At 64.2% G+C, this 23,934-nt stretch carries 17 protein-coding genes; 8 read left to right on the top strand and 9 right to left on the bottom strand.

Annotated features, from left to right (window positions below; all coding sequences use genetic code 11):
• Nucleotides 1-177: 177 nt before the first annotated feature.
• The 4 genes from KHO41_RS26885 to KHO41_RS26870 all read right to left on the bottom strand — a co-directional run bounded on the left by KHO41_RS26885 (nt 178) and on the right by KHO41_RS26870 (nt 5,447).
• Complete coding sequence (locus tag KHO41_RS26885) at nt 178-1,083, bottom strand: helix-turn-helix transcriptional regulator (RefSeq protein ID WP_244874044.1); 906 nt, start codon at nt 1,081-1,083, stop codon at nt 178-180.
• A gap of 113 nt (nt 1,084-1,196) precedes the next feature.
• A complete protein-coding gene (locus KHO41_RS26880; protein ID WP_211956293.1) occupies nt 1,197-2,444 on the bottom strand; it encodes an MFS transporter in 1,248 nt (415 codons plus the stop codon).
• A gap of 288 nt (nt 2,445-2,732) precedes the next feature.
• Complete coding sequence (locus KHO41_RS26875) at nt 2,733-4,334, bottom strand: peptide chain release factor 3 (RefSeq protein WP_211956292.1); 1,602 nt, start codon at nt 4,332-4,334, stop codon at nt 2,733-2,735.
• Nucleotides 4,335-4,457: 123 nt separating this feature from the next.
• A complete protein-coding gene (locus KHO41_RS26870) occupies nt 4,458-5,447 on the bottom strand; it encodes a YihY/virulence factor BrkB family protein (protein ID WP_244874048.1) in 990 nt (329 codons plus the stop codon).
• 230 nt (nt 5,448-5,677) lie between these two features.
• On the opposite strand from KHO41_RS26870, the gene KHO41_RS26865 reads away from it, so the two are divergent.
• Together KHO41_RS26865 and KHO41_RS26860 are read left to right on the top strand one after the other, a co-directional pair.
• Nucleotides 5,678-5,854 carry a hypothetical protein gene (locus KHO41_RS26865; RefSeq protein WP_211956291.1) on the top strand — a complete coding sequence of 59 codons (177 nt, stop codon included), beginning with the start codon at nt 5,678-5,680 and terminating at the stop codon, nt 5,852-5,854.
• Nucleotides 5,855-6,575: 721 nt separating this feature from the next.
• Nucleotides 6,576-6,965 carry a hypothetical protein gene (locus tag KHO41_RS26860; RefSeq protein ID WP_211956290.1) on the top strand — a complete coding sequence of 130 codons (390 nt, stop codon included), beginning with the start codon at nt 6,576-6,578 and terminating at the stop codon, nt 6,963-6,965.
• 149 nt (nt 6,966-7,114) lie between these two features.
• On the opposite strand, the gene KHO41_RS26855 is transcribed toward KHO41_RS26860, so the two are convergent.
• The 3 genes from KHO41_RS26855 to KHO41_RS26845 form a co-directional block, all read right to left on the bottom strand.
• Nucleotides 7,115-8,485, bottom strand: a complete 1,371-nt coding sequence (locus KHO41_RS26855) for a sigma-54-dependent transcriptional regulator (protein ID WP_211956344.1) — start codon at nt 8,483-8,485, stop codon at nt 7,115-7,117.
• A gap of 98 nt (nt 8,486-8,583) precedes the next feature.
• Entirely contained in the window at nt 8,584-9,045 is a 462-nt protein-coding gene (locus KHO41_RS26850) for a hypothetical protein (protein WP_211956289.1), read from the bottom strand.
• Nucleotides 9,046-9,583: 538 nt separating this feature from the next.
• Nucleotides 9,584-10,942 (bottom strand): NCS2 family permease, encoded by a 1,359-nt coding sequence (locus KHO41_RS26845; protein WP_211956288.1) that lies wholly within the window; start codon nt 10,940-10,942, stop codon nt 9,584-9,586.
• Nucleotides 10,943-11,353: 411 nt separating this feature from the next.
• Between KHO41_RS26845 and KHO41_RS26840 the strand changes: the two genes are divergently transcribed.
• On the top strand, nt 11,354-11,557 hold the full coding sequence (locus KHO41_RS26840; protein WP_035875195.1) for a cold-shock protein: 204 nt from the start codon (nt 11,354-11,356) through the stop codon (nt 11,555-11,557).
• 1,545 nt (nt 11,558-13,102) lie between these two features.
• Nucleotides 13,103-14,197, top strand: coding sequence for a replication protein RepA (locus tag KHO41_RS26835; protein ID WP_011301450.1), 1,095 nt, complete (start codon nt 13,103-13,105; stop codon nt 14,195-14,197).
• Nucleotides 14,198-14,290: 93 nt separating this feature from the next.
• On the opposite strand, the gene KHO41_RS26830 is transcribed toward KHO41_RS26835, so the two are convergent.
• Nucleotides 14,291-14,494: a cold-shock protein gene (locus KHO41_RS26830; protein ID WP_006159056.1), complete on the bottom strand. Its 204-nt coding sequence runs from the start codon at nt 14,492-14,494 to the stop codon at nt 14,291-14,293.
• 391 nt (nt 14,495-14,885) lie between these two features.
• Between KHO41_RS26830 and KHO41_RS26825 the strand changes: the two genes are divergently transcribed.
• Nucleotides 14,886-15,545: an AAA family ATPase gene (locus KHO41_RS26825; RefSeq protein ID WP_011301451.1), complete on the top strand. Its 660-nt coding sequence runs from the start codon at nt 14,886-14,888 to the stop codon at nt 15,543-15,545.
• Between the two features lie 3 nt (nt 15,546-15,548).
• Entirely contained in the window at nt 15,549-16,559 is a 1,011-nt protein-coding gene (locus KHO41_RS26820; RefSeq protein WP_211956287.1) for a ParB/RepB/Spo0J family partition protein, read from the top strand.
• A gap of 80 nt (nt 16,560-16,639) precedes the next feature.
• Here KHO41_RS26820 and KHO41_RS26815 read toward each other — a convergent pair whose 3' ends face one another.
• Nucleotides 16,640-18,196: a phage integrase family protein gene (locus KHO41_RS26815; protein ID WP_211956286.1), complete on the bottom strand. Its 1,557-nt coding sequence runs from the start codon at nt 18,194-18,196 to the stop codon at nt 16,640-16,642.
• Between the two features lie 530 nt (nt 18,197-18,726).
• On the opposite strand from KHO41_RS26815, the gene KHO41_RS26810 reads away from it, so the two are divergent.
• Together KHO41_RS26810 and KHO41_RS41715 are read left to right on the top strand one after the other, a co-directional pair.
• Entirely contained in the window at nt 18,727-21,900 is a 3,174-nt protein-coding gene (locus KHO41_RS26810) for a response regulator (RefSeq protein WP_211956285.1), read from the top strand.
• A 300-nt stretch (nt 21,901-22,200) separates the two neighbouring features.
• Entirely contained in the window at nt 22,201-23,772 is a 1,572-nt protein-coding gene (locus tag KHO41_RS41715) for a methyl-accepting chemotaxis protein (protein WP_211956284.1), read from the top strand.
• Nucleotides 23,773-23,934: the final 162 nt, after the last annotated feature.

Raw genomic sequence — 23,934 nt, 5'->3', positions numbered from 1 at the left:
GCGAATGCCGCGCGCGGCATGAGATTCGCCGCGAAGCAACGAATCAACCGCGCTTGTCGAGTCTAAATGTCAGACATTCACCGACAAAGGACGCAGTTGCACAGGCTTACGCTATTTTTTAGAGGACAACCGCAAGACGAATTGGTTTCCGGCATCGACCGCCGGCGGCAAACCGGTTCAGCGCGCGCGGGCGGTGCGCCACGCGCCGGGCGTGATGCCGAACGCTGAACGGAAGCGGTTATTGAAATGGCTGGGCGAGGCAAACCCCGCGCGCACAGCGATCTCATGCAAGCTCAGACCCGGCTCGCCCAACAGTCGCAGCGCCCGTTGCAGCCGCGCTCGCAGGATCCACGCATGCGGCGGCATGCCGAAGCTCACGCGGAACATGCGCGCGAAGTGGTATTCCGACAAATCCGCCAGCGCGGCCAGCTCGCCGAGCGTCGGATTCTGTTCGGGATGGGCTTCGATCCAGTCGCGCACCGTGCGGCGCGCCACCGCAGACAGTCCGCCGCGCCAGTCGACATCGGGACGGTGTGCCGCATGGCTGAGCAGAAGGTGGGTGACGGCGTCATGCGCCAGCGCGTTGCCGGTCATGCGCGCATCGGGCGCCTGCCAGTCGAGCATGGCCAGGCGCTGGCCGAGCGCGAACAGGGCCGGATCCTGCGCGAAGGTCAGGTCGCGCAACTGCAGGCCGCGCGGCTCGCGGTCGAGCAGCCGCACGCAGTGCCAGGCGACGTAGTCGGGATCGAAGTACAGGTGCAGGAAGCGCTGGGTACCGCCGACATGCCAGCGCGATTCATGATCCGCGGGCAACAGGCACAGACGGCCGGGCGCACCAAGGTTGCCGGGCTGGTCGAGCCGGTAGGTCGAGTGGCCGCCCTCGAGGTAAACCGACAGCGTATGGTGGCCCGGCTGCGCATAGGCAGTGTCGTCATGCCCGTTGCGCCACAGCGCGAGGCCAAGCCCATCGCCAAGCGCGGCGGCGCGTTCCAGCGACGCGCGCGAGCCCGTCAGCGCGTTGAACACCGCATGGTGTCGCAGCGGATCGTTCCCGGTGTGGAGGCTGGTGTCAGGGGGGGCCATGCGTGTCAGAAGAATGCCTGGCGACTATACCGCGATCGCCCGCCCGACGTTGCCGGACGACACCATGCATGCACGCAGAAATGGGTACGCTTTGGACTTCTGCGCCCCGGTCATCAGGCCGGATGGTCGTGCAGGCGGTCGCGGTGGGTCAGTGCCGGGAACAGGCGCATCCAGACCGCCACCACCAGCAGCGTGCCCACGCCACCGAGGATCACGGCGCCGACCGGGCCCAGCAACGCCGCCGTCACGCCCGACTCGAACTCGCCGAGCTGGTTGGAGGCGCCGATAAAGACCGAGTTGACCGCACCGACGCGTCCGCGCATGTCATCGGGCGTATCAAGCTGGACCAGCGTCGAGCGCACCACCACGCTGATCATGTCCGATGCGCCGAGCACCACCAGTGCGACCATCGACAGGGGCAGCCAGTGCGACACGCCGAACACCAGCGTGGCTGCGCCGAACAGTGCCACGGCACCGAACATCACCTTCCCCGCGCGGCGGTTGAGCGGATGGTGGGCCAGCCACAGCGCGGTGACCAGCGCCCCGATCGCGGGCGATGAACGCAGCAACCCGAGCCCCCAGGGCCCGGTGTGCAGGATGTCGCGCGCATAGATCGGCAGCAGCGCCGTGGCGCCGCCGAGCAGCACCGCGAACAGGTCCAGCGAGATCGCGCCAAGCAGCACCGGGCGGCTGCGAATATAGGCAAAACCGGCAATCAGCGTCTTCACGCTGACCGGCGCGGTCAGCCGCTGCACCGGCTGGCGCAGCGACAGGCCGCTGACGAGAACCGCGGCGATCACGAACAGCGTGGCGCTCAGCGCGTACACCACGCCAGGCCCCGCAACATAGGCAAAGCCACCTATGGCCGGGCCGATGATGATGGCCGCCTGCCCCGCCGAACTGGACAGCGCCACCGCGCGCGGCAACTGGCGCGGCGTCACCACGCTCGGCAGCAGCGCCTGCAGCGTGGGCGTCTCGAACGCCCGCGTCGCACCGATCAGGGCCACGAACACGAAGATGTGCTCGGGATTGATCCACCCGGAGAGGCTGGACACTGCCATCGCGACAGCGATCAGCGCTTCAAGCGCCTGGCAGGTGCGTACGATGCGGCGCCGGTCGAAGCGGTCCGCCATGTGGCCCGACATCAGGATCAGCGCAACGGACGGCAGGAACTGCACAAGCCCCACCAGCCCAAGCATGAAGGCGTCGCGCGTCAGGTCATACATCTGCCAGCCGACCGCCACGGTGAAGATCTGGTACCCGATGGTGGTGCACAGGCGCGCAAACCAGAAACGGCGGAATGAAGCATCACCGAAGACGCTGTCGGACGCTTCGGCAGTGGTGGCGGCGGGGGAAGACATGGGAGCAGTCGCGGCGGCGTTTGCCGGTCAGGGAGATGGATGGCGTGACTTCGCGGCCAGCTGCGGAGCAGCCGGCTGCACAGCGCGCCGTCAAGGCAAGAGCGCTATTCTACGGCGGCATGGCGGATCGCGTGCATACAGCTGCCGACATTCGCACACGACGTAAAGGGAGGGGCTTTCTGGCCCGGGCCGCGTTGCTATCGTAGGTGCAAATGCGCGCAAAACAGCACTTCAATGCAAAACGGCCCGCATTGCTGCGGGCCGTTTTGCATCCGGGATGCGCGCGGGTCAGACGATCTCGCGCGTTTCCAGGAACTGCACGTCCGGGAATTTTTCCTGGGTGAGGCGCAGGTTGACCATGCTGGGCGCCAGGTAGACATGGTCGCCGGCACCGTCGAGCGCCACGTTGTGGCCAGCCTTGGCGATGAGCTTCTCGATCTCGGCCGGCGCGCCTTTGAGCCAGCGCGCGGTCGCGCATTCGTGCGACTCGAAGATGGCATCGACGCCGTACTCATGCTCGAGCCGGTGCGCCACCACGTCGAACTGCAGGATACCGACCGCGCCCAGCACGAGTTCGTTCGAGGCGAGCGGACGGAACATCTGCGTGGCGCCCTCTTCCGCTAGCTGCTGCAAGCCCTTCTGCAGCTGCTTGACCTTGAGCGGGTTGTTCAGCCGCGCGCGGCGGAAGAACTCGGGCGCGAACGACGGGATGCCCGTGAACTTGAGCGGCTCGCCCTCGGTGAAGACATCGCCCAGGCGGATGGTGCCGTGGTTCGGCACGCCGATGATGTCGCCGGCGTAGGCCTCTTCCGTGGTGTTGCGGTCCTGCGCCATGAACGTGATGGCGTTGTTGATCGCCACGGTCTTGCCCTGTGAGACATGCAGCAGCTTCATGCCGCGCTCGAAGCGGCCCGAGCACACGCGCACGAACGCGATGCGGTCGCGGTGGCGCGGATCCATATTGGCCTGGATCTTGAACACGAAGCCCGTGAACTTGCCTTCCTGCGGCTCGACCACGCGCGATTCGGTATTGCGCGCGAGCGGCGGCGGCGACAGCTGGCACAGCGCGTCGAGCAGCGACTGCACGCCGAAGTTGTTGATGGCGGAGCCGAAGTAGACCGGCGTCTGCTTGCCGGCCAGGAACGCATCCTTGTCGAAGGTGTGCGAGGCACCGCGCACCAGTTCGATCTCGAGGCGCACCTCGTCGGCCTGGCTGCCGAGGATGCGGTCGAGCTCCGGATTGTCGAGGCCATCGAGAATGGCCGCCGTACCCTTGTCGCCGTGCGGATCGAACAGCTGCACCTTGTCGTCGATGAGGTGGTACACGCCGCGGAACGCCTTGCCCATGCCGATCGGCCAGGTCATCGGCGCGCACTGGATCTGCAGCACGTCTTCGATTTCATCGAGCAGCTCGATCGGCGAACGGCCTTCGCGGTCGAGCTTGTTGATGAAGGTGAGGATCGGCGTAGCGCGCAGGCGGCAGACATTGAGCAGCTTGATGGTCTGCGCTTCCACGCCGTTGACCGAGTCGATCACCATCACGGCCGAGTCCACGGCAGTCAGCGTGCGGTAGGTGTCTTCGGAGAAGTCCTCGTGGCCCGGCGTGTCGAGCAGGTTGACGATGTTCTCCTCGGCCTTGCCGTCGGCAGCTTCGCGGCGGTACGGGAACTGCATCACCGACGAAGTCACCGAAATGCCGCGCTGCTTTTCCAGCTCCATCCAGTCCGACGTGGCATGGCGGTCGGCCTTGCGCGCACGCACTTCGCCGGCCACCTGGATCGCGCCGCCGAACCACAGCAGCTTTTCGGTCAGCGTGGTCTTGCCCGCGTCAGGGTGGGAGATGATGGCAAAGGTGCGTCGACGCGCAATTTCGGATACGAGCGAGCTCACGGCAGCGGATAGGGATCGGGAAGATTGCAAGGCCCGGCATGCGGGAGCCGACCGGGCAACGGCGGGGACCGCGGGCAGGCGGTCGGGCCGGCACTGCGGGCACGCACGAAAGGGAATGGGGCGCTATTTTACCGGTTCGCCGCCCTGCCCGGGCAACGCATCCGCCTGCTGGCCGCGCAGGCTGCCGAACTGCAGCGCGTACTGGCGCGTCAGCTCCGCGCCGAAAAAGAAGATCTGTGCGGAGTAATACACCCACAGCATCAATGCCACGACGGAGCCTGCGGCCCCATACGACGATGCCACCGCGCTGTTGCCCAGGTAAAGGCCAATCAGGCGCTTGCCCACGGCAAACAGCACCGCGGTGATGATCGCGCCCATGGTGACATCGCGCCACGCAATGCGCGCGTTGGGCAGCATCTTGAAGATGACCGCGAACAACGCCGTCACCACGGCAAACGAGAACAGCGTGGAGAGCACATCGGCCACGGGCGCGAACCACGACTGTGTCCACAGCGCGCCCCAGAAGCGATCCACCACGGCAAGCGCCGCGTTCACGATCAGCGAGACCAGCAGCATCAACGCCAGCACCAGCACCAGGCTGAACGAGAGCAGCCGCGAGCGCAGCAGCTGCTGCCAGCCCGCAGTCGCAGGCACCGGCACGTGCCAGATATCGTCGAGGCTGCTCTTGAGTTCCGCAAAGGCGCTGGTGGCGCCGACAAACAGGATCCCGGTGGCGATGATGGCCGCCACCCCGCTGCCCCCGGCGCGGTGCGTGGCTGCCAGGATGCTCTGGATCGCGCTCGCGCCCTGCTCGCCGACGAGGTCTTGCAACTGCTCGAAAATCTCGCCGCGCGCGGCCTCTGCGCCGAAGAACAGGCCGGCGATCGATATCACCAGCACCAGGATCGGGGCCATCGAGAACAGCATGTAGAACGAGAGCGCGGCGCCCTTGCTGGCCGCGCGGTGCGCGAACCACGACTGAACTGCAGCGATCACCACGCGAACCGTGCGCTGGCCGGTGTGGCGGTCAGGCAGGAAGCGCCGCAGGCCAGTGTGCGGACGCCGGGCGTGGCGGTCCGTGGAATCGGACAGGTTGTGCTCATCAGCAGTCATGCTCGGGAGACCTTCGCAGCACCACGGACAGAACGTGGCGCCAGCTGCCATGCCTTGTGCAGCCGCAGCCGACGCGACACCTGCGTTCATGATACTTCGCATCGGCGCACTCTTCCGAGCCTGGGACCGCATCCGGCAGCACAGGACCGACCTGCTACAGTAAAAGCAGGCATGCCTGCCCGCGCCTGTGACGCGGCATCTGCGCCGCAACTACCGCGAAAGGAGCCACTGTGACCCGCACAATCCCAGGTCGGCCGCTGGCCGTCATTCTGCTGCTTGGACTAAGCCTGCTGGCTTGCGGCGGCTGCGAGCGCAGCCAGCCCGGACCCAAACCCATTTCCGGCGCGGCCGCCAGCGGGGACGGCCAGTCGCCGGCTCCGGCTCAGCAGCCAGCCCCGGCACGCTGAGCATCGCTCGCCCGCCGTGGCAACGGCTCGGGGCGTACCCGTTTCTGCGTACAGCGCAAGGCGCGCGCGATGTGACACACCCGTGGCCTGTGTAACAGGGCTGCAACCGTGGCAGAAGCGCGCCGCAGGACCTTCTCGCGGGGCGCAATGCCGCTTGGGGCGGGGGATCGCGGCATGTAACTCTTACGCGGGGCGGGCCGCGCGGCGAGGCGGGCGGGCCGCTGCCGTTGCATCTGCGTAACGGAATCGTCGGCGACCGCGGCGCGGAGTGACCCTACAGCCTTCGCATCGGGCTGGAAGCCGCATAAAACAAGCCTTTGCGGCCATTGGCACACTTGTCGCTCTCTGTCTGACAGGGAGTCGTAAAAATCCGTGACGCCATTACGCACGATTGCAAGAGGAGCCCCCAGCCATGCGTCATCCGCCAGCACGTATGACGGCACGCCGGCGTTCGCACCGGTTGGCGGGACCGCCGCCGTCTGTCATGGACCTGTTGTCATCGCCGTTGCTGCCGCATCCGCGTGTGCCCACACAGCCCGCATCGCCTTGCGCGTTGTGGAGCCGGGCGCTTGCGATCTCGGCGTACCGGCGCCGCACAGGACATTAGATATTTAGATATGGCCACGGTGCAGCTGCCCCAGCGCAGCAAGCGCCGCAAGCCAGCAGGAACTTGTGCTCCGTCCCCCGGCGGGCACTTTTTTCCACCAAGGAGGAGCCACCCATGAAAGCCGGATACCTTGCCGCCGCCCTGGCTCTGTGCTCGACCAGCGCCGTGGCGGCCAGCTATGCCTATTTCGACCGGCCCGACAACGCCAGTGACAATTCGCATGCGGCCGTGAGCAGCGACGTCTACGTGCGCGGCTTCGGCTGGGCGTGGGGCGACTTGCAGTTCAAGCAGGACCCGGGCGCCGCGACGCCGAGCGAGCGGCAGGCACGCGATGGCCTGGACCGCCGCGACGCGGCGCCCGGCCGCCACAATGACGGCGGCGGCAACGCCCCGCCGCGCCCGCGCGGCAAGATCAGCATGAACCTGGCGGCGGCTCCCGTCGCCGGGACGCAGGCTTCCGGACCGGAGCGCACGCCACACGCGCCGGTCGCCGTTGTGCGCTGACGTGCCGCAAGGCACGGGGAAGGGGGAACCGGCGAGCGGACGTCGCCAGTTCCCCTTTCCCTGGAGCGCCTGGCGCGCGCAGACGTCCGCGCGCCGGCTGCGCGTATGCGGCCATCAGTCCACCCGCCGTTCGCCTGCCTGCTTGCCGCTTACTCGCCGGCCGTCGGCTGCGTCTCCACGCGGATGTTGTGCTTGTGCATGAGCCGGTACAACGTCACGCGCGACACGTTGAGTTCGCGCGCGGCGGGCACGACATGGAAGCCGTGGCTCGCCATGACGCTGCGGATCGCCTCGCGTTCGGCCTCCTCGCGAATCGCATCGAGCGTCTTGCGCGGCAACTCGGCACCGCCATGAAGCTGGAGATCCTCCGCGGTGATCTTGCGGTTGTCGGTCATCACGATCGCACGCCGCACGCGGTTGATCAGCTCCCGCACATTGCCCGGCCAGGCGTATTGCATCATCGCCTGGGTAGCGCACGGCGAGAATCCGCGGATGCGCCGGTGGGCTTCGTGCCCGTGCTCGGCCAGCACCGCATTGGCAAGCTGCAGGATATCCTCGCCGCGTTCGCGCAATGCGGGGATGGTCAGCGTGAGCACGCAGAGCCGGTGGAACAAGTCCGCGCGGAAGCGGCCATCGGCCTGCGCCGCCACCAGGTCCACGTGCGTGGCCGAGATGATGCGCAGGTCCAGCGGAATGGACTGGTGTCCGCCCAGCCGGGTGATGGTGCCCTGCTGCAGGAAACGCAACAGCGCCACCTGGCTTTCAAGCGGCAGGTCGCCGATTTCATCCAGGAACAGCGTGCCGCCCTGCGCCTGCTCGATCCAGCCGATCTTGCGCTGGTTCGCGCCGGTGAACGCGCCCTTCTCGTAGCCGAACAGTTCCGACTGCACGAGATGCGAAGGAATCGCGCCGCAGTTGATCGCAACGAATGGCCCCTTGCGCCGACTCGATGCCTCATGGATGGCCTGTGCTGCGAGTTCCTTGCCCGTGCCGGACTCGCCCGAGATAAACACCGGCGCGTCGTTGTGCGCGACCTTGGCCAGCGAGCGGAACATCACGCGCATCGACGCGCATTCACCGATCATGGTCCCGTGCGGCGCCATCTCGGTGGTGCGCCCGTGATGCAGGCACGCCATGCCGTGCGCATGCTTGAGCGTGTAGAGCAGCTCGTCGTGCGAGAACGGCGTGCGCACGTAGTCGACGCAATAGTCGCGGATCAGCCGGCGTATACGCTGGTCCGCAAGTCGTGCGTCGGTGGTGATGGCCACCCACGTCACGTGCAGGTGTTGCAGCCCCTGCTCCAGTTGCCCGAGCTCGACATCGCTGTACTCGGCCTGCAGGTCGATCACGCCCGCCATGGGCGGGCCTGTCCGCACGATGCGCTCGAGGTCGCGCACCTGCTGGATGCGGCGCACATCCCAACCCGGCCCGAACTGGGCAGGGGTAAAACCAAAATCCTCATGACGCGACACGACCACGACCTGCGCGGCGCGTGTCGGCGCCTTGCACAGTCGGTCCATTACGATCTCCCGGACGTTGGGCTTATTGTTCATCCCGGTTTCCCGGCGCATCGGTTCCGGCCCTCCCGGCCGTTGCCGCCGCGGGTTTGACGTCGGTATCACGAACTGGACTGACTGCGTGCTGGTTCATCCATGACAGCAAGCGGATCGCTGCCAAGATGCAATTCTTCCTGAAGACGGCGCCGCACGGCATCCCGCTCGCGCATCAGTTCAACGCGGGGTGCCTCTGGCGTCTGTCCGGAATACTGATAGTAGAGAGCCTTGTAGGTCTGCTGGCTCAGGATCCATTCCTGCAGCAGCTCACGCTGGCGTACCAGTTCGGCCTCGAGCAGCCGATGGCGCCGCAGCAGGTTCTCGATCGCCTCGCGCGCGCTCGACGACAGCTCGCCGTCCTGGAGCAACGCGGTCACGTCCGACACCGCCGCACCGTCGTGGCGGATCCTGCGGGTGGCTGATTCACCTGCGGCTTCTCCCAGTACAGCCCAGGTGCGATGCATGGAACGACTGGCGGACTCGCTGATGGGCCCGATGGCGGTTCGCCGGATTTCTCCTGCGGTCATGATCTGATCCCCGTTGTACAACACCCCCGGCACTACACGTTCGCGTTTACCACTTTTCTGTCTTTAAATTGTTTTTTGCTTGGCGCACGTGTGTCCGCGCGCTCTGTCTTCGTGGTGGCGATGCCGTATTGAAATACGGTCTTGTCGGACGTGTCCCACGGCAGGCGGACTTGCCGAAACTGCTTCAGTGCGCTCTACGGCGCCTTTTCCGATGAACCGGAGTCAAGAAAGGGCGCTTTCATGCGCCCCCTCCTTGCCACGCCTATAGTTCAGTGCATTTGCGGCGGTTTGTCCAGCCCCGAGTGGGGGATGTCCGACCAAACTCATGCCGCACTCATCCATCGGGATGAAGCCTGCCGCAAGCGCCTCACCGTTCTCATCCATCGGCATGGCATGCTTCTGCGGTCATGCGCCGGCGCGTCCGAGGCCCGCAGAAACGGGTACGCTTTGCCACGGCCGCTCACGCAGAAACGGGTACGCTTTGGGGGTTTTCAGCACGCGGACTGCGTGCGGCGGGAGCCGCCGCAGTCCGCACCGCTCAATGGCCCGGCAGGTAGTAGAACTTGAAGACGAACACCGCAGCGATGATCCACACCATCACCGGGACATTGCGGGCACGGCCGGTCAGCAGCTTCAGCACGGCATAGGTAATGAAGCCAAATGCAACGCCATTGGCGACGGAATAGGTGAACGGCATGCCGAGCGCGGTGAGCACGGCCGGCACGACTTCAGTGACGTCGTTCCAGTCGATGTCGAGCAGTTCGCGCAGCATCAGGCAGGACACATAGAGCAATGCCGGCGCGGTCGCGTAGGCCGGCACCGTGCCCGCGAGCGGCGCAATGAACAGGCACGCGAGGAACAGGACCGCGACCGTTACGGCGGTGAGCCCGGTACGTCCGCCTGCCTGCACGCCCGATGCGCTTTCGATATAGGCGGTGGTCGACGACGTGCCCAGGAACGAGCCCGCCATGATCGCCGTGCTGTCCGCCATCAGCGCCTTGTTGAGGCGGTCCATGCGGCCGGCCTTGAGCAGTCCCGCGCGGTTGGCCACGCCCATCAGCGTGCCAGTGGCGTCGAACAGTTCCACCAGGAAGAAGACCAGCACCACGTTGACGATGCCGATCGACAACGCCGCCGAAATATCGAGCTTGAACAGCGTCGGGCTGATCGAAGGCGGTGCCGACAACACGCCGTGGAAGGTATTGCCGGCGAAGAAGAAGCTCAGCACCGTGGTCAGCAGGATGCCGATCAGGATCGCGCCCTTCACCTTGAGCTGGTCCAGCGAAACGATGACGAAGAAGCCGACGATCGCCAGCACCGCGGACGGCTGGTGGAGGTCGCCGATGGTCACGAGCGTAGCGGGGCTCGCCGTGACGATGCCCGCGTTCTTGAGCGCCACGATCGCGAGGAACAGGCCGATGCCCGCGGTGATCGCCACGCGAATCGAATGCGGAATGCCGTTGACGATCATCTCGCGCACGCGGAACAGCGTGACCAGCAGGAACAGGCAGCCGGAAATGAACACCGCGCCAAGCGCGGCCTGCCACGCGAAGCCCATGCCCTTTACCACGGTGTACGCAAAGTAAGCATTCAGGCCCATGCCTGGGGCCATCGCGATCGGATAGTTGGCATAGAAGCCCATGATCAGCGTACCGATCGCCGCAGCCACGCACGTGGCCACGAAAACCGCGTCCTTGGGCATGCCGGCATCGCCGAGGATGGACGGGTTCACGAAGATGATGTACGCCATCGTGAGGAAGGTCGTCATCCCGGCAAGCACTTCGGTGCGGACATCCGTCTGGTGTTCCGACAGCCTGAAGAGCCGCTCAAGCAGCGAAGGCGCGGGTTGGCCGGCGGCGGGGCCGCCCGGCGTGGAGGCGGGTTCCGGTATCGACATGAATGGTCTCCTGACTGTCTATCGTTGGGGCATCGGCGCGCCGGGCGCAATGGCTGACGGGGCCGGGACATCCTGGCCGGCCGCACGGGTTTGCCGCCTGCGCAGGTCGCGGCAAGCGTACTCTCGTACAGAATCCTGGCGCAGGTGTCGGTGCCGACGCATGAACGATATGCAAAAGGCGTGATGATCCCACAGCGCCGGAAAGTGATGCCAGCCCCACCCCGGGATCACTCCCAGCTTGACGGTGACATCGAACCCCCGTATAAATCGGCCTAGATTCAAGCGACGAGGCAACAGTTCATTCGTTAGCCACCGTCTGGTACTTCGGTTGTCCATGGTGTCCTTTCCTTGAGTTCTATGTAGGATGGCGGTTTCGCCATTCGGTTTTTTATTTTTTCTGGAAAGCAAATCATGCAAACCGGTATCGTCAAATGGTTCAACGACGCCAAGGGCTTCGGCTTCATCAAGCCGGACGCAGGTGGTGACGACCTCTTCGCCCACTTCTCCGAAATCCGCTCGGAAGGCTTCAAGTCGCTGCAAGAGAACCAGCGCGTGTCGTTCGAAGTCAAGAACGGCCCGAAGGGTCTGCAAGCCGCGAACATCACCCCGCTGTAAGCGAGCGCGCGGCGCGCCTGGCGCGCCACGGCAACGAACCCGCCCATTGAGGCGGGTTTTTTTACGCCTGTCGGGGTCGCGGCTGCCGTTGTCGCGCCTTCACTGCCACATCCTCCGTCAGGCCGGGGGACGCCTCCCCTCATCTTCCCACCGAATCCGCAAGCGCCGGCCTCTGGCACGCAGAAACGGGTACGCAGTCCCCGTCCTCCGGGAGCCCAGCCGCATACCTCCCGCAGCGCAGCACGCAGAAATGGGTACGCCCCCTCTCGTCCTGGCTCGCAGAAACAGGTACGCAAAGCGGAAATTACTGTCCAGACCCTCGCTCCACGCCCGCAGAAACGGGTACGCCAAAAAATTTTTTTGCGTGCCCCGCACCGGTTGCCCCAACGCATCGCTAGCGCCTTTTTCCGTTGCCCGGCTGCGCTTTTCTTACGCAGAAATGGGTACGGCGTTGTTGCAGCGCAAAATTTCTTCACCACTGAGACCGTTTCGGACCCGTTCGCAGAAACGAGTACGCGGGCGGCTCCAGGTTGGACCGGCCGAAGTGCGCAGAAATGGGTACGCACGGAGCGGAGCTACCCCTTCCAGCAGTTCATGACCGGCGACTCAACACGCAATGCGCCGCAGAAACGGGTACGCCTCATCTCATTCGGCTCGCGCACGTAAACGTATGAATGTGAGCACTGGCTTTTGATAAAAGGAAGGTGTATAATTAAAGTTGATATGACTCAACTCACCCCGCGAACGCAGGGAGTCCCGCAGAAACGGGTACGCATTCCGCCATTGCACATGCTGCAGAGCACGCAGAAATGGGTACGCCGGACATGAGGATCCGACTGGACTGGCGCATCGCAGAATCGGGTACGCCGCAGAAATGGGTACGGCAACGAGCGAGCAGCTGGGTAAACTGCCCCAGCGCAGAATCAGGTACGCTTTGAATCGATTTTTCGCAGAAACGGGTACGCCAAAGCGTTAACGGGCGGAGCGTATACTGCGGAGCGAACCTATTTCTGCGGGGATAACTCCGGCCGGCGAGCGCGTTTACGCCTCCCGGCGACCAAAACGACACTTCGCCCGCAGAAACGGGTACGCAAATAGGCGCTCCGGTTGTGGAAAAGCCTGTGGGAACAAGAAGTTATCCACGCAGAAACCGGTTCAGGTCACGCGCTGAAACAGGTTCGCCTTTGCGCAGATTCGGGTTCGGGGCTTCGCAGAATCGAGTACGTTCTTCCGCAGAATCGGGTTCGCGGGCAGGACAGATCTCTTTTGGAATCAAGGCGCTGACCTCTCCGTATACGGTTTACAAGTAGTTAACCCGTATCGGTATCGTTTACTTGTAGCCAAGGTCTGGCGTTCCGTGGACAACCCTCCCGGGTTGCCCACCGACATGCCAGCCTTCTGCCAGCCAGGTAAACACGGCACCTCAACCCAATCAGCATCCAGGCAAGCGCCACAGGAAACGCAACGGAACGTATACGTACCCGTTTCTGCGTGACAAGGTTTACGGCTTCGCGTACAAAGGCGGGTAATCCGAAGCACGCCAATATGCCCATCAAACGCTCCCCGGTCGCCGCGGGGGATCGCTCCGTCCTGGATATGGACGGCGAGCCATCCCGCATCATTGTTCCCGGCAACGAGAACAACCTGGTTCCGTCCGAAAAATTCCAACGCCTGTTCGACGAGGCGCAAGCCATGGAGCGCGAAGACGCCTGGCAGAGCGGCGAAGTCGGGTTCCTGAGCCGGGCCAGTGTCCAGGTGACGTTGCCCTATCGCGCGCCCAAGGGTGCGCCTCCGGTGTGGACGCGTACGAGCGGCAATATCTCGCTGATGATCCAGCCCGGCTACTTCACGCAGCAACGGTCGGAGCGGGCCAGCAATGGCCGGCAGAAGCTGGTGTCGGAAACCGTGTCGCTTGGTTACCCATATGGCTCGTATCCTCGCCTGATGCTCGCCTGGATCGGCAAGGAGATCATGGCCAAGAAGAAGCGGGGCGAATTCACCGGCACGGTGGAGGACCGCCGCATCTCGCTGGGCAACTCCCTGTCGGAGTTCATGTACAACCTCGGCATTCCGATGGCCACTGGCGGCAAGCGCGGGACCATGACGCTGGTGCGCCAGCAGATGATCCGGCTGTTCTCGGCCACGATCGCGATCGTGCAGAACAAGTCGATGCCGAGCCAGAACCAGACCAGCAACCACGAACCACTGTCGATCGATCGCGTCGGTTACCTGCTGGCGGATCAACTGTCCACCTGGTGGGATCCCATGCAGCCCGGGCAGGGCTCCATGTTCGAGAGCTTTGTGGTGTTGTCCGAGCCCTTCTTCAACGAGTTGGTCAACCGGCCCGTGCCGGTCGATATGCGGGCACTGAAGGCGCTCAAGCAGTCGCCGTTCGCGCTGGATGTCTACTCGTGGCTGACGTACCGGTTCTTTACGATCCAGCGGCGTACGGAGATCCCCTGGGAAGCCCTGCAAATGCAGTTCGGCACCGAGACCGAGAGCGAACGCAAGTTCCGCGCTCTGTTCCGCAAGGCCCTCAAGGATGTGCTCGTGGTGTATCCGGGTGCCAAGGTCGACGCGGACTCGTCAAAGGCCCTGATCCTGCAACCGTCGAGGACCAGCGTCCGCAAGCTCGGCTGATACCTGCCTGCGCCAACAAAAAAGGCAAGCACATGGCTTGCCTTTTTTGCTTTCAAACGACAGCCGCGCATGAGCTGCGTGGCTGCCGCAAGATCAGGCGGGCTTGATCGCCGATGCCTGCAGGCCCTTCGGACCCTGCTTGACCTCGAAGGTCACGCGTTGGCCATCCTTCAGCGTCTTGAAGCCCGAACCCTGGATTTCGGAGAAGTGCGCGAACAGATCCGCACCGCCGTCGTCCGGAGTGATGAAGCCAAAGCCCTTAGTCTCGTTAAACCACTTGACCGTACCGGTTGCCATAGGAATTTCCTTTTCGAAGCAAGTTCTCTTACACCACGTAAACAACCGTTCAAGCACGTTGAGTTCTCGTAGATACCGAACGGAAGCCGACGAGGTTGGCACGACTTGACTCGACTGTAGGGCGCATCATAACCAGATTGTGCTGGCGTGTCATGTGCGCCGTAGAGCGCACTACAGATACTTTAGGCGGATTGTCTGACGCATTTCAAGCACAAATATCAAACTTTGGGCTTTTTGCCAAAGCCGCCGCAAAAACTGCCCCTCTCCCGCATAGTGCAGTGAATCTTTATATTTTTTATAAAATTTACGAATCAGGTTGATACATCACCTCGTTTTGGCTAAAGTTGCGCCTAAAGTTAACTGCGCTTTCAGCGCTGAAAGAGAGGTCCTTGTGGCAGCAAAAATCATCACGGTCTTCAACCAGAAGGGCGGGTGCGGCAAGACTACGGTGAGCATGCATCTGGCCGGGACGCTCGGCCTGCGTGGCGCCCGCTCGATGCTGGTCGACATGGACGAGCAGGGCACTGCTACGCGATGGGCGGCACAGGCCAGCGATGAGCGCCCTTTTCCGGCTTCGGTCATCGGCCTGGCACCGTCGGGCGGTGCCATGCATCGGGAAGTCCGCAAGTTCGTCCAGGACTACGACTACATCGTTGTGGATTGCCCGCCTGCAGTGCATTCCGCGGCGCCGTCGAGCGCGTTGCTGATTTCGGATCTGGCGATCATTCCTGTGGTACCGTCGCCGCCCGACTTATGGGCAGCCGTGGCAGCGAAGACGCTGGCCCAGCATGCACAAGTCCAGAATGAAACGCTGCTGATTCGCGTGATGGCGAATATGGTGCAGCGACGCGTGTCGATCGCGCGCCAGGCCATCGAAATCCTCGGCGATGACGGCGAGGTTCCGCTATTGAACTCCATGATCGGATCGCGCTCGGCATTCCGCGAATGCCAGGCAATCGGATGTACCGTCCATGGCGTCGCCGGCGCGCGCGAAGCGGTGCAGGAGGTCGACATGATGGTCGATGAAGTGTTGTCTTTGATTGAGCATTAAGGCATGGCTACAAAACTGAAGAGCCTGAAGGCGGGCATGCTGGCCGGCATGGCGGCCGAAAAGAATCGCAGCGATTCCCTCGATCGGTTCGCGCGCGCCGAGGCGGCGATCTCCCAGCATCCGAACGGCCTGCTGCAGGCGCGCCAGCCGGAGCAACCCGCGGCTTTCAGCGCTGAAAGCGCGGAAACGGAGAACTCCCGTTCGCTGGTCCGGATTCTCCTGACCCACCTGCATGACAATCCGCTCAATGCGCGCCGGATCTACGATCCTGCCGTCGTGCAGGAGCGGGCCGCATCGATTGCCACTCACGGGCAGAAGACGCCAGGCCTGGCCGCGCCAGATCCCTCCCGGCCGGGCCACTACATCCTGATCGACGGCCATTATCGAAAGCGTGCCCTGGCGTCTGCCGGCAAGCTCGAGATGGAGTGCTTTGTCGAAAATGATCTTACCGATCTCGACTTCTACCGGCTGTCGTTCATGCTCAACGAGCAGCGGTCGGACCAGTCCGCGCTCGACAACGCGATCGCCTGGCGCCAGTTGCTCGATGAAGGCAAGGTGCAGAAGGAGGAGGACATCTGCGAGTTGACCGGTATCTCCGCGGGCACGGTCAACAAGACCCTCGCATTGTTGCGCCTGCCCGAGTCGGTTCTGGCGGTCATGCGCGAACGGCCGAACGCCATCGGCATCGCCGCGGGTTATGAACTGACGCTGTACTTCAAGCTGGCCGGCGAGGATCGCACGCGCGAACTCGCGACGCGCATCATGACGGACGGATTGTCGAGCCGCGAAGTCGAGTCGATCCGCAAGCAGGCGCAGGAAGGCAAGTCGCGCAAGGTCAAGGAGATCAGCCGCCAGTACAAGATTCGTACAGACGCGGGTCAGTTGCTTGGCACGATCAAGGAATGGGATTCCGGACGGGTGATGCTGGATGTTCAGCTCAGCGACCGCAGCGCGCGCGAGGCGCTGGTGGAGGCGCTCAAGGCGCGCTTTGGCCTCGACAAGACGCTGCTCTGACGTGGCGCGCCACTGAGGGCGAAGCACGGGCGCGAGGGGAGGGGAATGAACCGCTCCTCCTTGCGCGACCCGTAGAAACTTCAGGCTGTCGCAGTACGGATCTGTCTCGGCGTGAATGCCGGCAATTCGATTGCCTTCGCTGCCACGAAAGTCTTCCACGCGGCGCGCAGCAACTGATCAAGACCGCTGGCGCCATAGCCGGCGGCTGAGCCCGCCAGGCGTTTCGCGAGGCCACGGCGGGTGCGCGGAAATTCGAGCGGCCCGAGGAGCGCCGCGGCAGCAGGCGGGCTGCCTTCGAACCCTCGCCGTACCCAATGCGTCCGGAGCGCTGCGAGCGTGTCCGCGGCAACTACGGCCGGGACCGATGGCGCACCATCCTCATCCAGACGGGCCCCGTCTCCATCCATTCGCAAAGCGCCGCATGTGAGGCAGGCAAGCTGGCTTAGCCTGAAGCCATCGCGCACCAGCAGGCCGGCTGCGAGCGCTGCCTGCCACTTCGCGTCGTGTTGGGTCCCCAGCCAATCGAGAAATTCATCAATATGATTGCGCTTCAGTGCGTCTGGTGCGTCGGACTCCACCACGTCGGCCTGGGCGATGGACACTTCCAGAGACCCACGGATATCTCCGATCCGTCCTGTCCGGGACAGCGCCTTGAGCATGGCACGCACCACGCGTAGCGCGGCAGCCTGCGAGCTTGCGCCGAGCGGCCCCTCGAACGGGCGCCAGTGAACCCGGTCACGCGGACTTGCGGGGCCGCACCAGAACGACGCCGGCGCCGGTGCGCGCAGGAACGCTGCATAGCGTTGCAGCGCTTCCGCCGTCATATTTTTCATTTGTAATCGTTCCTGAGCCAGCCAAAGCAGCAGCCGCTCTGCCTCCCTGCGATAGCTGTTCCGGGTATGCGGGGAGCGGGGCCTGGCATCCAGCCATTGCCGAACGAGTTCCAGATCCGATCGTTCAGCGTCTGGCCCCGAGTCACCATGCGGCAACATAAGTTCGAGCGGCACGGGATGCGTCATGCCCGGGCCCAGTGCAAGAGGGACCATGGCGGGGCGCCGCGAAACGTCCGACGGCGCGACGATATATGCCTCTATAAGTGCTTTATTAGTATCTTTACGTGCGGCATGCTGTTGAATCAGCCATCGTGTAATGACCTCCGCCGACTTCGGGCCAATGCGAGGAACGGCGCGCCACCAACTGCTGCCTCGCGCATTGGCCAGACCCGCCAGATCTGAAATCTTGTGAATGCCGGCTGAGGTCAGGCGCTTGGCCAGGCTCGGGCCGAACCATAGTCCCACCTCATGTCCCGACGATGGACGACCCTGGCCAAGACCCTCTAAAGAGGAAAGTGCGTCAACGCGGCGGGTCATGCCGACGTCGGATCGCCCGCGCAGCGCCTCGAACATCTCGGCGATCTCGGGCCGGTCGTGCTGCAATGCAAACTGGACCAGCCGGTCGCGCAGACTCAGGATCCGGGTGATCGCCTGGTGCTCGGTCAGCACGTCGTCGTCGTCCGGATCGGTAAGGTACCGGTTCGCGATATCCACCGGTCTCATGCCCTGCGCATACGCGCGCACGACCGCGAATTCCGTCCGCGTCAGCTTGGTGGCACCCGATGCGGCGCCGTCTTCACTCATTGCCAGATCTCATGTAAGTGACTGAACTATAACAACTTTCGTCAAAGTGGATTCCGAGCAGGCCACTTTTGCCACACCAAAGTTAATGTAAATTATTTTTGTGCGAATCACCACACTTTCCGCTGGGGCCCGGTGAGCCTCCGCACAGTATGGCGGGCCGCGCAAATCGCCACCCGCCTGTCGAATTGGCCAAAGCGTACCCATTTCTTCGTACGAGATCTGCGAGCCCGGCGGGTCATCGCATCGCGTTTTTGCCGGGCAATGCCGGATTCCCCTGACGCGGCGCGGCCCGGATAATGCACCGCAGCGTCCGCCGTTGACGGGCGCTCCATGGACCACCTACGCCAGTCGCACGCGCTTCTGTTTCGGCCCCGCGCCGGCACCCGGCCTGCGTCGGGCAGCACCGCGCCCACGCTCCCTCTACCGTGAACTCATTCTCTTTCACGCCCGGCCAAATCAGGCGAGGCCTCGGGCGACTCTGGCAGCGTGCCGGGAAGATTCCTGCTGCCGATGTCCGCAAGACGATGGGCATGACTTGCGCCGCGATTGCGCTCATCCTGCTTCTGAGTGCCCATGTGCTTGACACGCTGCATTCGCAGGAGCGTGCCCGCGTGAAGGCCGAACGGCAAGCCGCGCTGCATGCCGTCACGCGCATGATCGGCATGCTGAGGGAGGACGGCGAGACACGGCTGCGGACGATCATCGAGAACCCGTACCAGATCGACCTCGCCCGCCGCATTGCCGCGGCGCCGGCCGACCAGGCGCTGCGCGACGAGTATGAAGCGTGGATCACGCCCGTATTCCGCAGTCGCGGCTTCGAGGGCTATAGCCTGATAACGCCGGAGCGCGTGATTGTCGCGGCCAGCAGTCGCGCCTATGTCGGCAGGCCGGTATCGACCGCGGTGGTGATCGAAGCGCTGGCTCGCGCCGAGCATGCCGATTACGTGGCGACACGGCCGAACCGGTCGCCCATGCCGATCCAGACTGCCGAGGGCGAGCAGCCTCCGGGCACCTTGTTCCAGCAGGTCTGTGCCCGCATCGGCAAGCCGCAGGCGCCGATCGCCTTCCTTTGCCTGCGTACGGACCCCAAGGACCGGCTGTTCGAGATCCTGCGCGTGGGCTGGTCGGGCAAGAGTGGCAAGGCCTATGTCATCGACGCCGCAGGACGTCTGCTGTCGCCCGGGTTGCCTGGCGACGGTGCGTTGCAGCCGTCGGCGAAGCCATGGCTATCGGCGCCCTTCGGCCTGTGGGCGCAAGTTCCGACCCGGCCGCGCGGTGGCGGCCCGTGGGTGCCAGCCGACGGTAACGGACAACTGACCGAACTGGCTGCAGCGCTGATCGGTGCCAGGGACGGCGAGACGCGCGTATTCGATCACTACATCGACTATCGCGGCCGTCGCGTCATCGGCGTGGGGCACTGGTTTCCCGATACCGCAATGGGTGTCATGGTCGAGCTCGATACCGACGAGGCGTACCGCTCGTTCCATCTGGCGCGCCAGGCGATCATCGCGCTGACTGCGCTCGCCATTTGCCTGATCCTTGCGCTGACTGCATTGCACTGGCGCAGCCGCCGCGAAATGCGGCAGAACGCGGAGCGCTGGCAGGCCTTTCGCAAGAACGTGCCGGCGGGTCTTGCCTACATGAGCCCCGGCGGCAGGGTCGATATGGCCAATGATATCTACTGCGAATTCGCCGGCCTGCCCCTCGATGACCTGCTGGGCCGGAACGCGTGGACGGCCTTGCCCGACCGGCGCGTCGCGGGCATCTGCGAGCGCGGCCATGCCGACGTGCTGCGCACAGGCCAAACGCAGGTGGATGTGCATACGCTGGACGTGCGTACGCACGGGCAACGGGTCTATCGCGTCGCGAGGTTTCCGGTCCGCAGCCGCAATGACGCAGGCATCATCGGCGTCGGCACCGTGGTTACCGACATCTCCGAACAGGAACGGACGCGCCAGGCGCTGGAAAACCTGGCGAGCACGCTTGAATGGAAAGTGGCCGAGCGCACGCGCGAACTGATGGAGGCGCGCGAGTCGGCGGAAGCGGCGGCGCGCGCCAAGTCGCAGTTCCTGGCGAACATGAGCCACGAAATCCGGACCCCGCTGAATGGCATCAGCGGCATGACGCATCTCGCGATCGGCGAGCCGGACAGCGGCAGGCAGGGACACTACCTGGCGCGCATCGAAGAGTCTTGCCAGCACCTGCAGCGTATCGTCAATGACATCCTCGACTTCTCGAAGATGGAGGCGGGCATGCTGGCAGTCGATGCCGCTAGCTTTCCGCTTGCGCGCCTGCTGGACCACGTCTTGTCCCTGTTCCGCGAGCAGGTCCGCAAGAAAGGCCTGGTCTTGCATATGGAGGTCGATCCCGCGCTGCCGCTCCATGTCATCGGAGACTCCCAGCGCATCGGGCAGATCCTGATCAACCTGCTTGGCAATGCGCTCAAGTTCACCGATGCCGGCGAGATCCGCTTGCGGGTGCGCGCATGCCATGCCGATGACGACACCGTGGCCGTGCGCTTCGAGGTCAGCGACACAGGAATCGGCATTGCCGAAGATGCCTTGCTCGTATTGTTCAGCCCGTTCCACCAGGCCGACAGTTCGGCCGCGCGGCGCTTCGAGGGAACGGGCCTTGGCCTGGCGATCAGCAAACGACTTGCCGAGTTGATGGGTGGTCGCATCACCGTGCAGAGCCAGGCAGGTGTGGGCAGCGTATTTACGCTCGAGATCGGTCTTGGCGTTTCGACGCCGCCCGCATGGCAAGGCCGCGCTGCACGCCTGCCGGCCGTCACGCCAAAACAAGACGCCGTTCAGTCTTCGGCAGAACACGTGCACGACGATCTGCCTGGCGCTGCGCGCACCGCGATTCCGCACGCGCTGCGCGGACGCACGGTGCTGCTGGTGGAGGACAACCCGATCAACCAGGAAGTCGCGCAGGCGCTGCTGACGCAGGCTGGCATGCAGGTCACGCAAGCGAACAACGGCCAGCATGCGCTGGGCCTGCTCGCACAAGGGCGCTTTGATCTGGTACTGATGGACGTCCAGATGCCCATGCTGGACGGGCTCGAAACCACGCAGCGCATCCGCAGCGACCCGCGGCACGCCTCGATGCCGGTCGTGGCATTGACGGCCAGTGCGCTGGAAGATGACCGGCAGCGCTGCCTGGCGGCCGGCATGGATGACTACGTGTCGAAGCCGATCGAGCCCTGGAAGCTCTACCAGGTCATGGCGCGGCTTGTTGGCGGCGATGCACCGTCATTGCAAAGCGCCGCGGCGATCGCGAGCACCCCGGCGCCAGCCGTCGCGAAAGTTCCGTGCATCGTATCGCTGCGCGCGATCCCGGCGCTCGATGTCGGGCCGGCACTCGAACGACTGCAGGGACGCCGCGAGATCTACGTCGGGCTCGTGCAGCGCATTCTTGCCGAGCGCATGGACTTCCACCGGCAGTTGCATCAGGCAGTATCCGAAGCGCGCTACCGCGATGCGAGCCTGCTTGCGCACAATATGCACGCAATCCTGGCGACGCTCGGCGCGGTGGAACTCGCCCCGATGCTTCGCACGCTGGAGCGCCAGTTCCTCGACGACCGGCCTGACCAAGCGCTGCTGTCGGCGTTCATGGACCAATATGAATCGCTGCTGTCGTCGCTGTCGACCGCGCTGGAATTCGTCGACGCGCCGACGCCAAACACGGCCCTGCGCCGCTGAGTAGTTCTACTCTCCCCCTTGCATGCATGCCGCGAGACACTCGCGGCATCGCGTTGATGCGCACGGCTCCATCGCCTCGCGCCCATGGCGATACGGTTGTCAGGCGTCAGGCCTCGGGCGTGGTACGCGCGAGGCACTTCCGGAATGCACCAAAAACGAGCCTTAAACCTGGCCTACGCCTGACGATAACGGGAAGCCTGATACAGGCATCCAACAAGGAAGGGCTGGCGATGAACCAGCCTGACAATCACTTGCCTTCGCCGGCAGGGAACGGGTCACGGACAGCGTAGGAAAATCTCGGTGAACAACTTAAGCATCAAGTCGCGTCTCTATTTTCTGGTTGCTTTACTGTCGGTGCTCCTGCTGGGCATCGGCGTCAGCGGCGTCGTCAACCTCGGGTCCGTCAATGCCTCGCTGAAGACGGTGTACGAGGACCGGCTGGTCTGTGTCGGGCAGCTTGACCAAATGGCTCGCTCGCTGCTGCGGGCGCAGCTCGGCCTGTCGACGGTCGACGCCAGCGACGCGGCGGGCATCGCAAAGGCGGCTGCCGATATCGAGGCGCTCATTCGTGACGCCGAAGAGCAATGGAAGGCCTACACCGCCACGTACCTGACATCGGAAGAGCAGGTCCTGGTCAAACAATATGCCGACCACAACCAGAAGTTCCGCGACGAAGCGATCACGCCGGCGCTCGCGGCACTGCGCGCCGGTGATGCGCAGCGTCTCGATGCACTCGTGCGCGGTCCGATGAAAGCGCTCTACACGCCGACGCGAAAGGACCTCAGCGCGCTGATCGAATTGCAGCTCAGTGTCGGCAAGGCCGAATACGAGGCATCCCAGGCGCGCTACAAGACCGTGTTTGCCGGGACCGTCGCTGCGTTGGCCATTGGCATCCTGCTCGCGGTCGTCGTGGGCGTGTGGCTCACGCGTGCGATCACGGTGCCGCTCTCCAGGGCGGTGGATCTTGCGCGCCGTGTGGCAAAGGGCGACCTGACGCCGCAGATTGCGGTGACGTCGCGCGATGAAGTCGGTGAACTGCTGCAGGCGCTCAAGGAAATGGTCCAGAGCCTGACCGGCATCGTGACGCAGGTGCGGGGCAACGCCGATACCATTGCGACCGCCTCCGCGCAGATTGCGAGCGGCAACAGCGATCTGTCGACGCGCACGGAAGAGCAAGCCAGCTCGCTCGAGGAAACCGCGGCTTCGATGGAGCAGATGACCGCCACGGTGAGGCAGAACGCGGACAATGCGCGACAGGCCAACGCACTCGTCACCAGCGCCTCCGAAACCGCGGCAAAGGGCGGCGAAGTCGTTTCCAGGGTCGTGCATGCAATGGGTTCGATCAGCACGTCCGCGAACAAGATTGCCGACATCATCGGCGTGATCGACGGCATTGCATTCCAGACCAACATCCTCGCGCTCAACGCGGCGGTGGAAGCCGCGCGCGCCGGCGAACAGGGACGCGGATTTGCCGTCGTGGCGGGCGAGGTGCGCACGCTGGCCCAGCGCAGCGCCACCGCAGCGAAGGAAATCAAGACGCTGATCGAGACGTCCGTCGGCCAAGTGGAATCGGGCAACGCGCTGGTCGGCGAGGCCGGGGCCACGATGGAACAGGTCGTCGCCGCCGTGCGCCGCGTCGCGGACCTGATGGGCGAGATCACCGCCGCCAGCGAAGAACAAAGCTCGGGCATCCAGCAGGTCAACACGGCGGTTACGCAGATGGATCAGGTGACGCAGCAGAATGCGGCGCTTGTGGAAGAGGCGGCGGCCGCCGCGGAATCGCTGCAGGAGCGGGCGAGGGACTTGTCGGCGGCAGTGGCGGTGTTTCAGACTGGGGAGGTTTCAGGGGGGCATTTGGCGTTGCTTTCTTGAAGGGGGTTGGATTTTTGGGGGGTGTGCGGGTGAGGGTTGTCGCTCTTGGCGGGCGCTGCTGTTTCGCCGGCGTAGCCGGCGAGTCACTTTTGTCCGAGCGACAAAAGTAACCAAAAACGCGTTTTGGTTGCCCCAAAGGGGCGAATTTTTATCGTAGTGTGC

Source organism: Cupriavidus numazuensis (assembly GCF_905397435.1).
Classification (GTDB): Bacteria; Pseudomonadota; Gammaproteobacteria; order Burkholderiales; family Burkholderiaceae; genus Cupriavidus; species Cupriavidus numazuensis.
The sequence above is the reverse complement of the archived record's forward strand: the minus strand, read 5'-3'. Positions and strand labels throughout refer to the sequence as shown.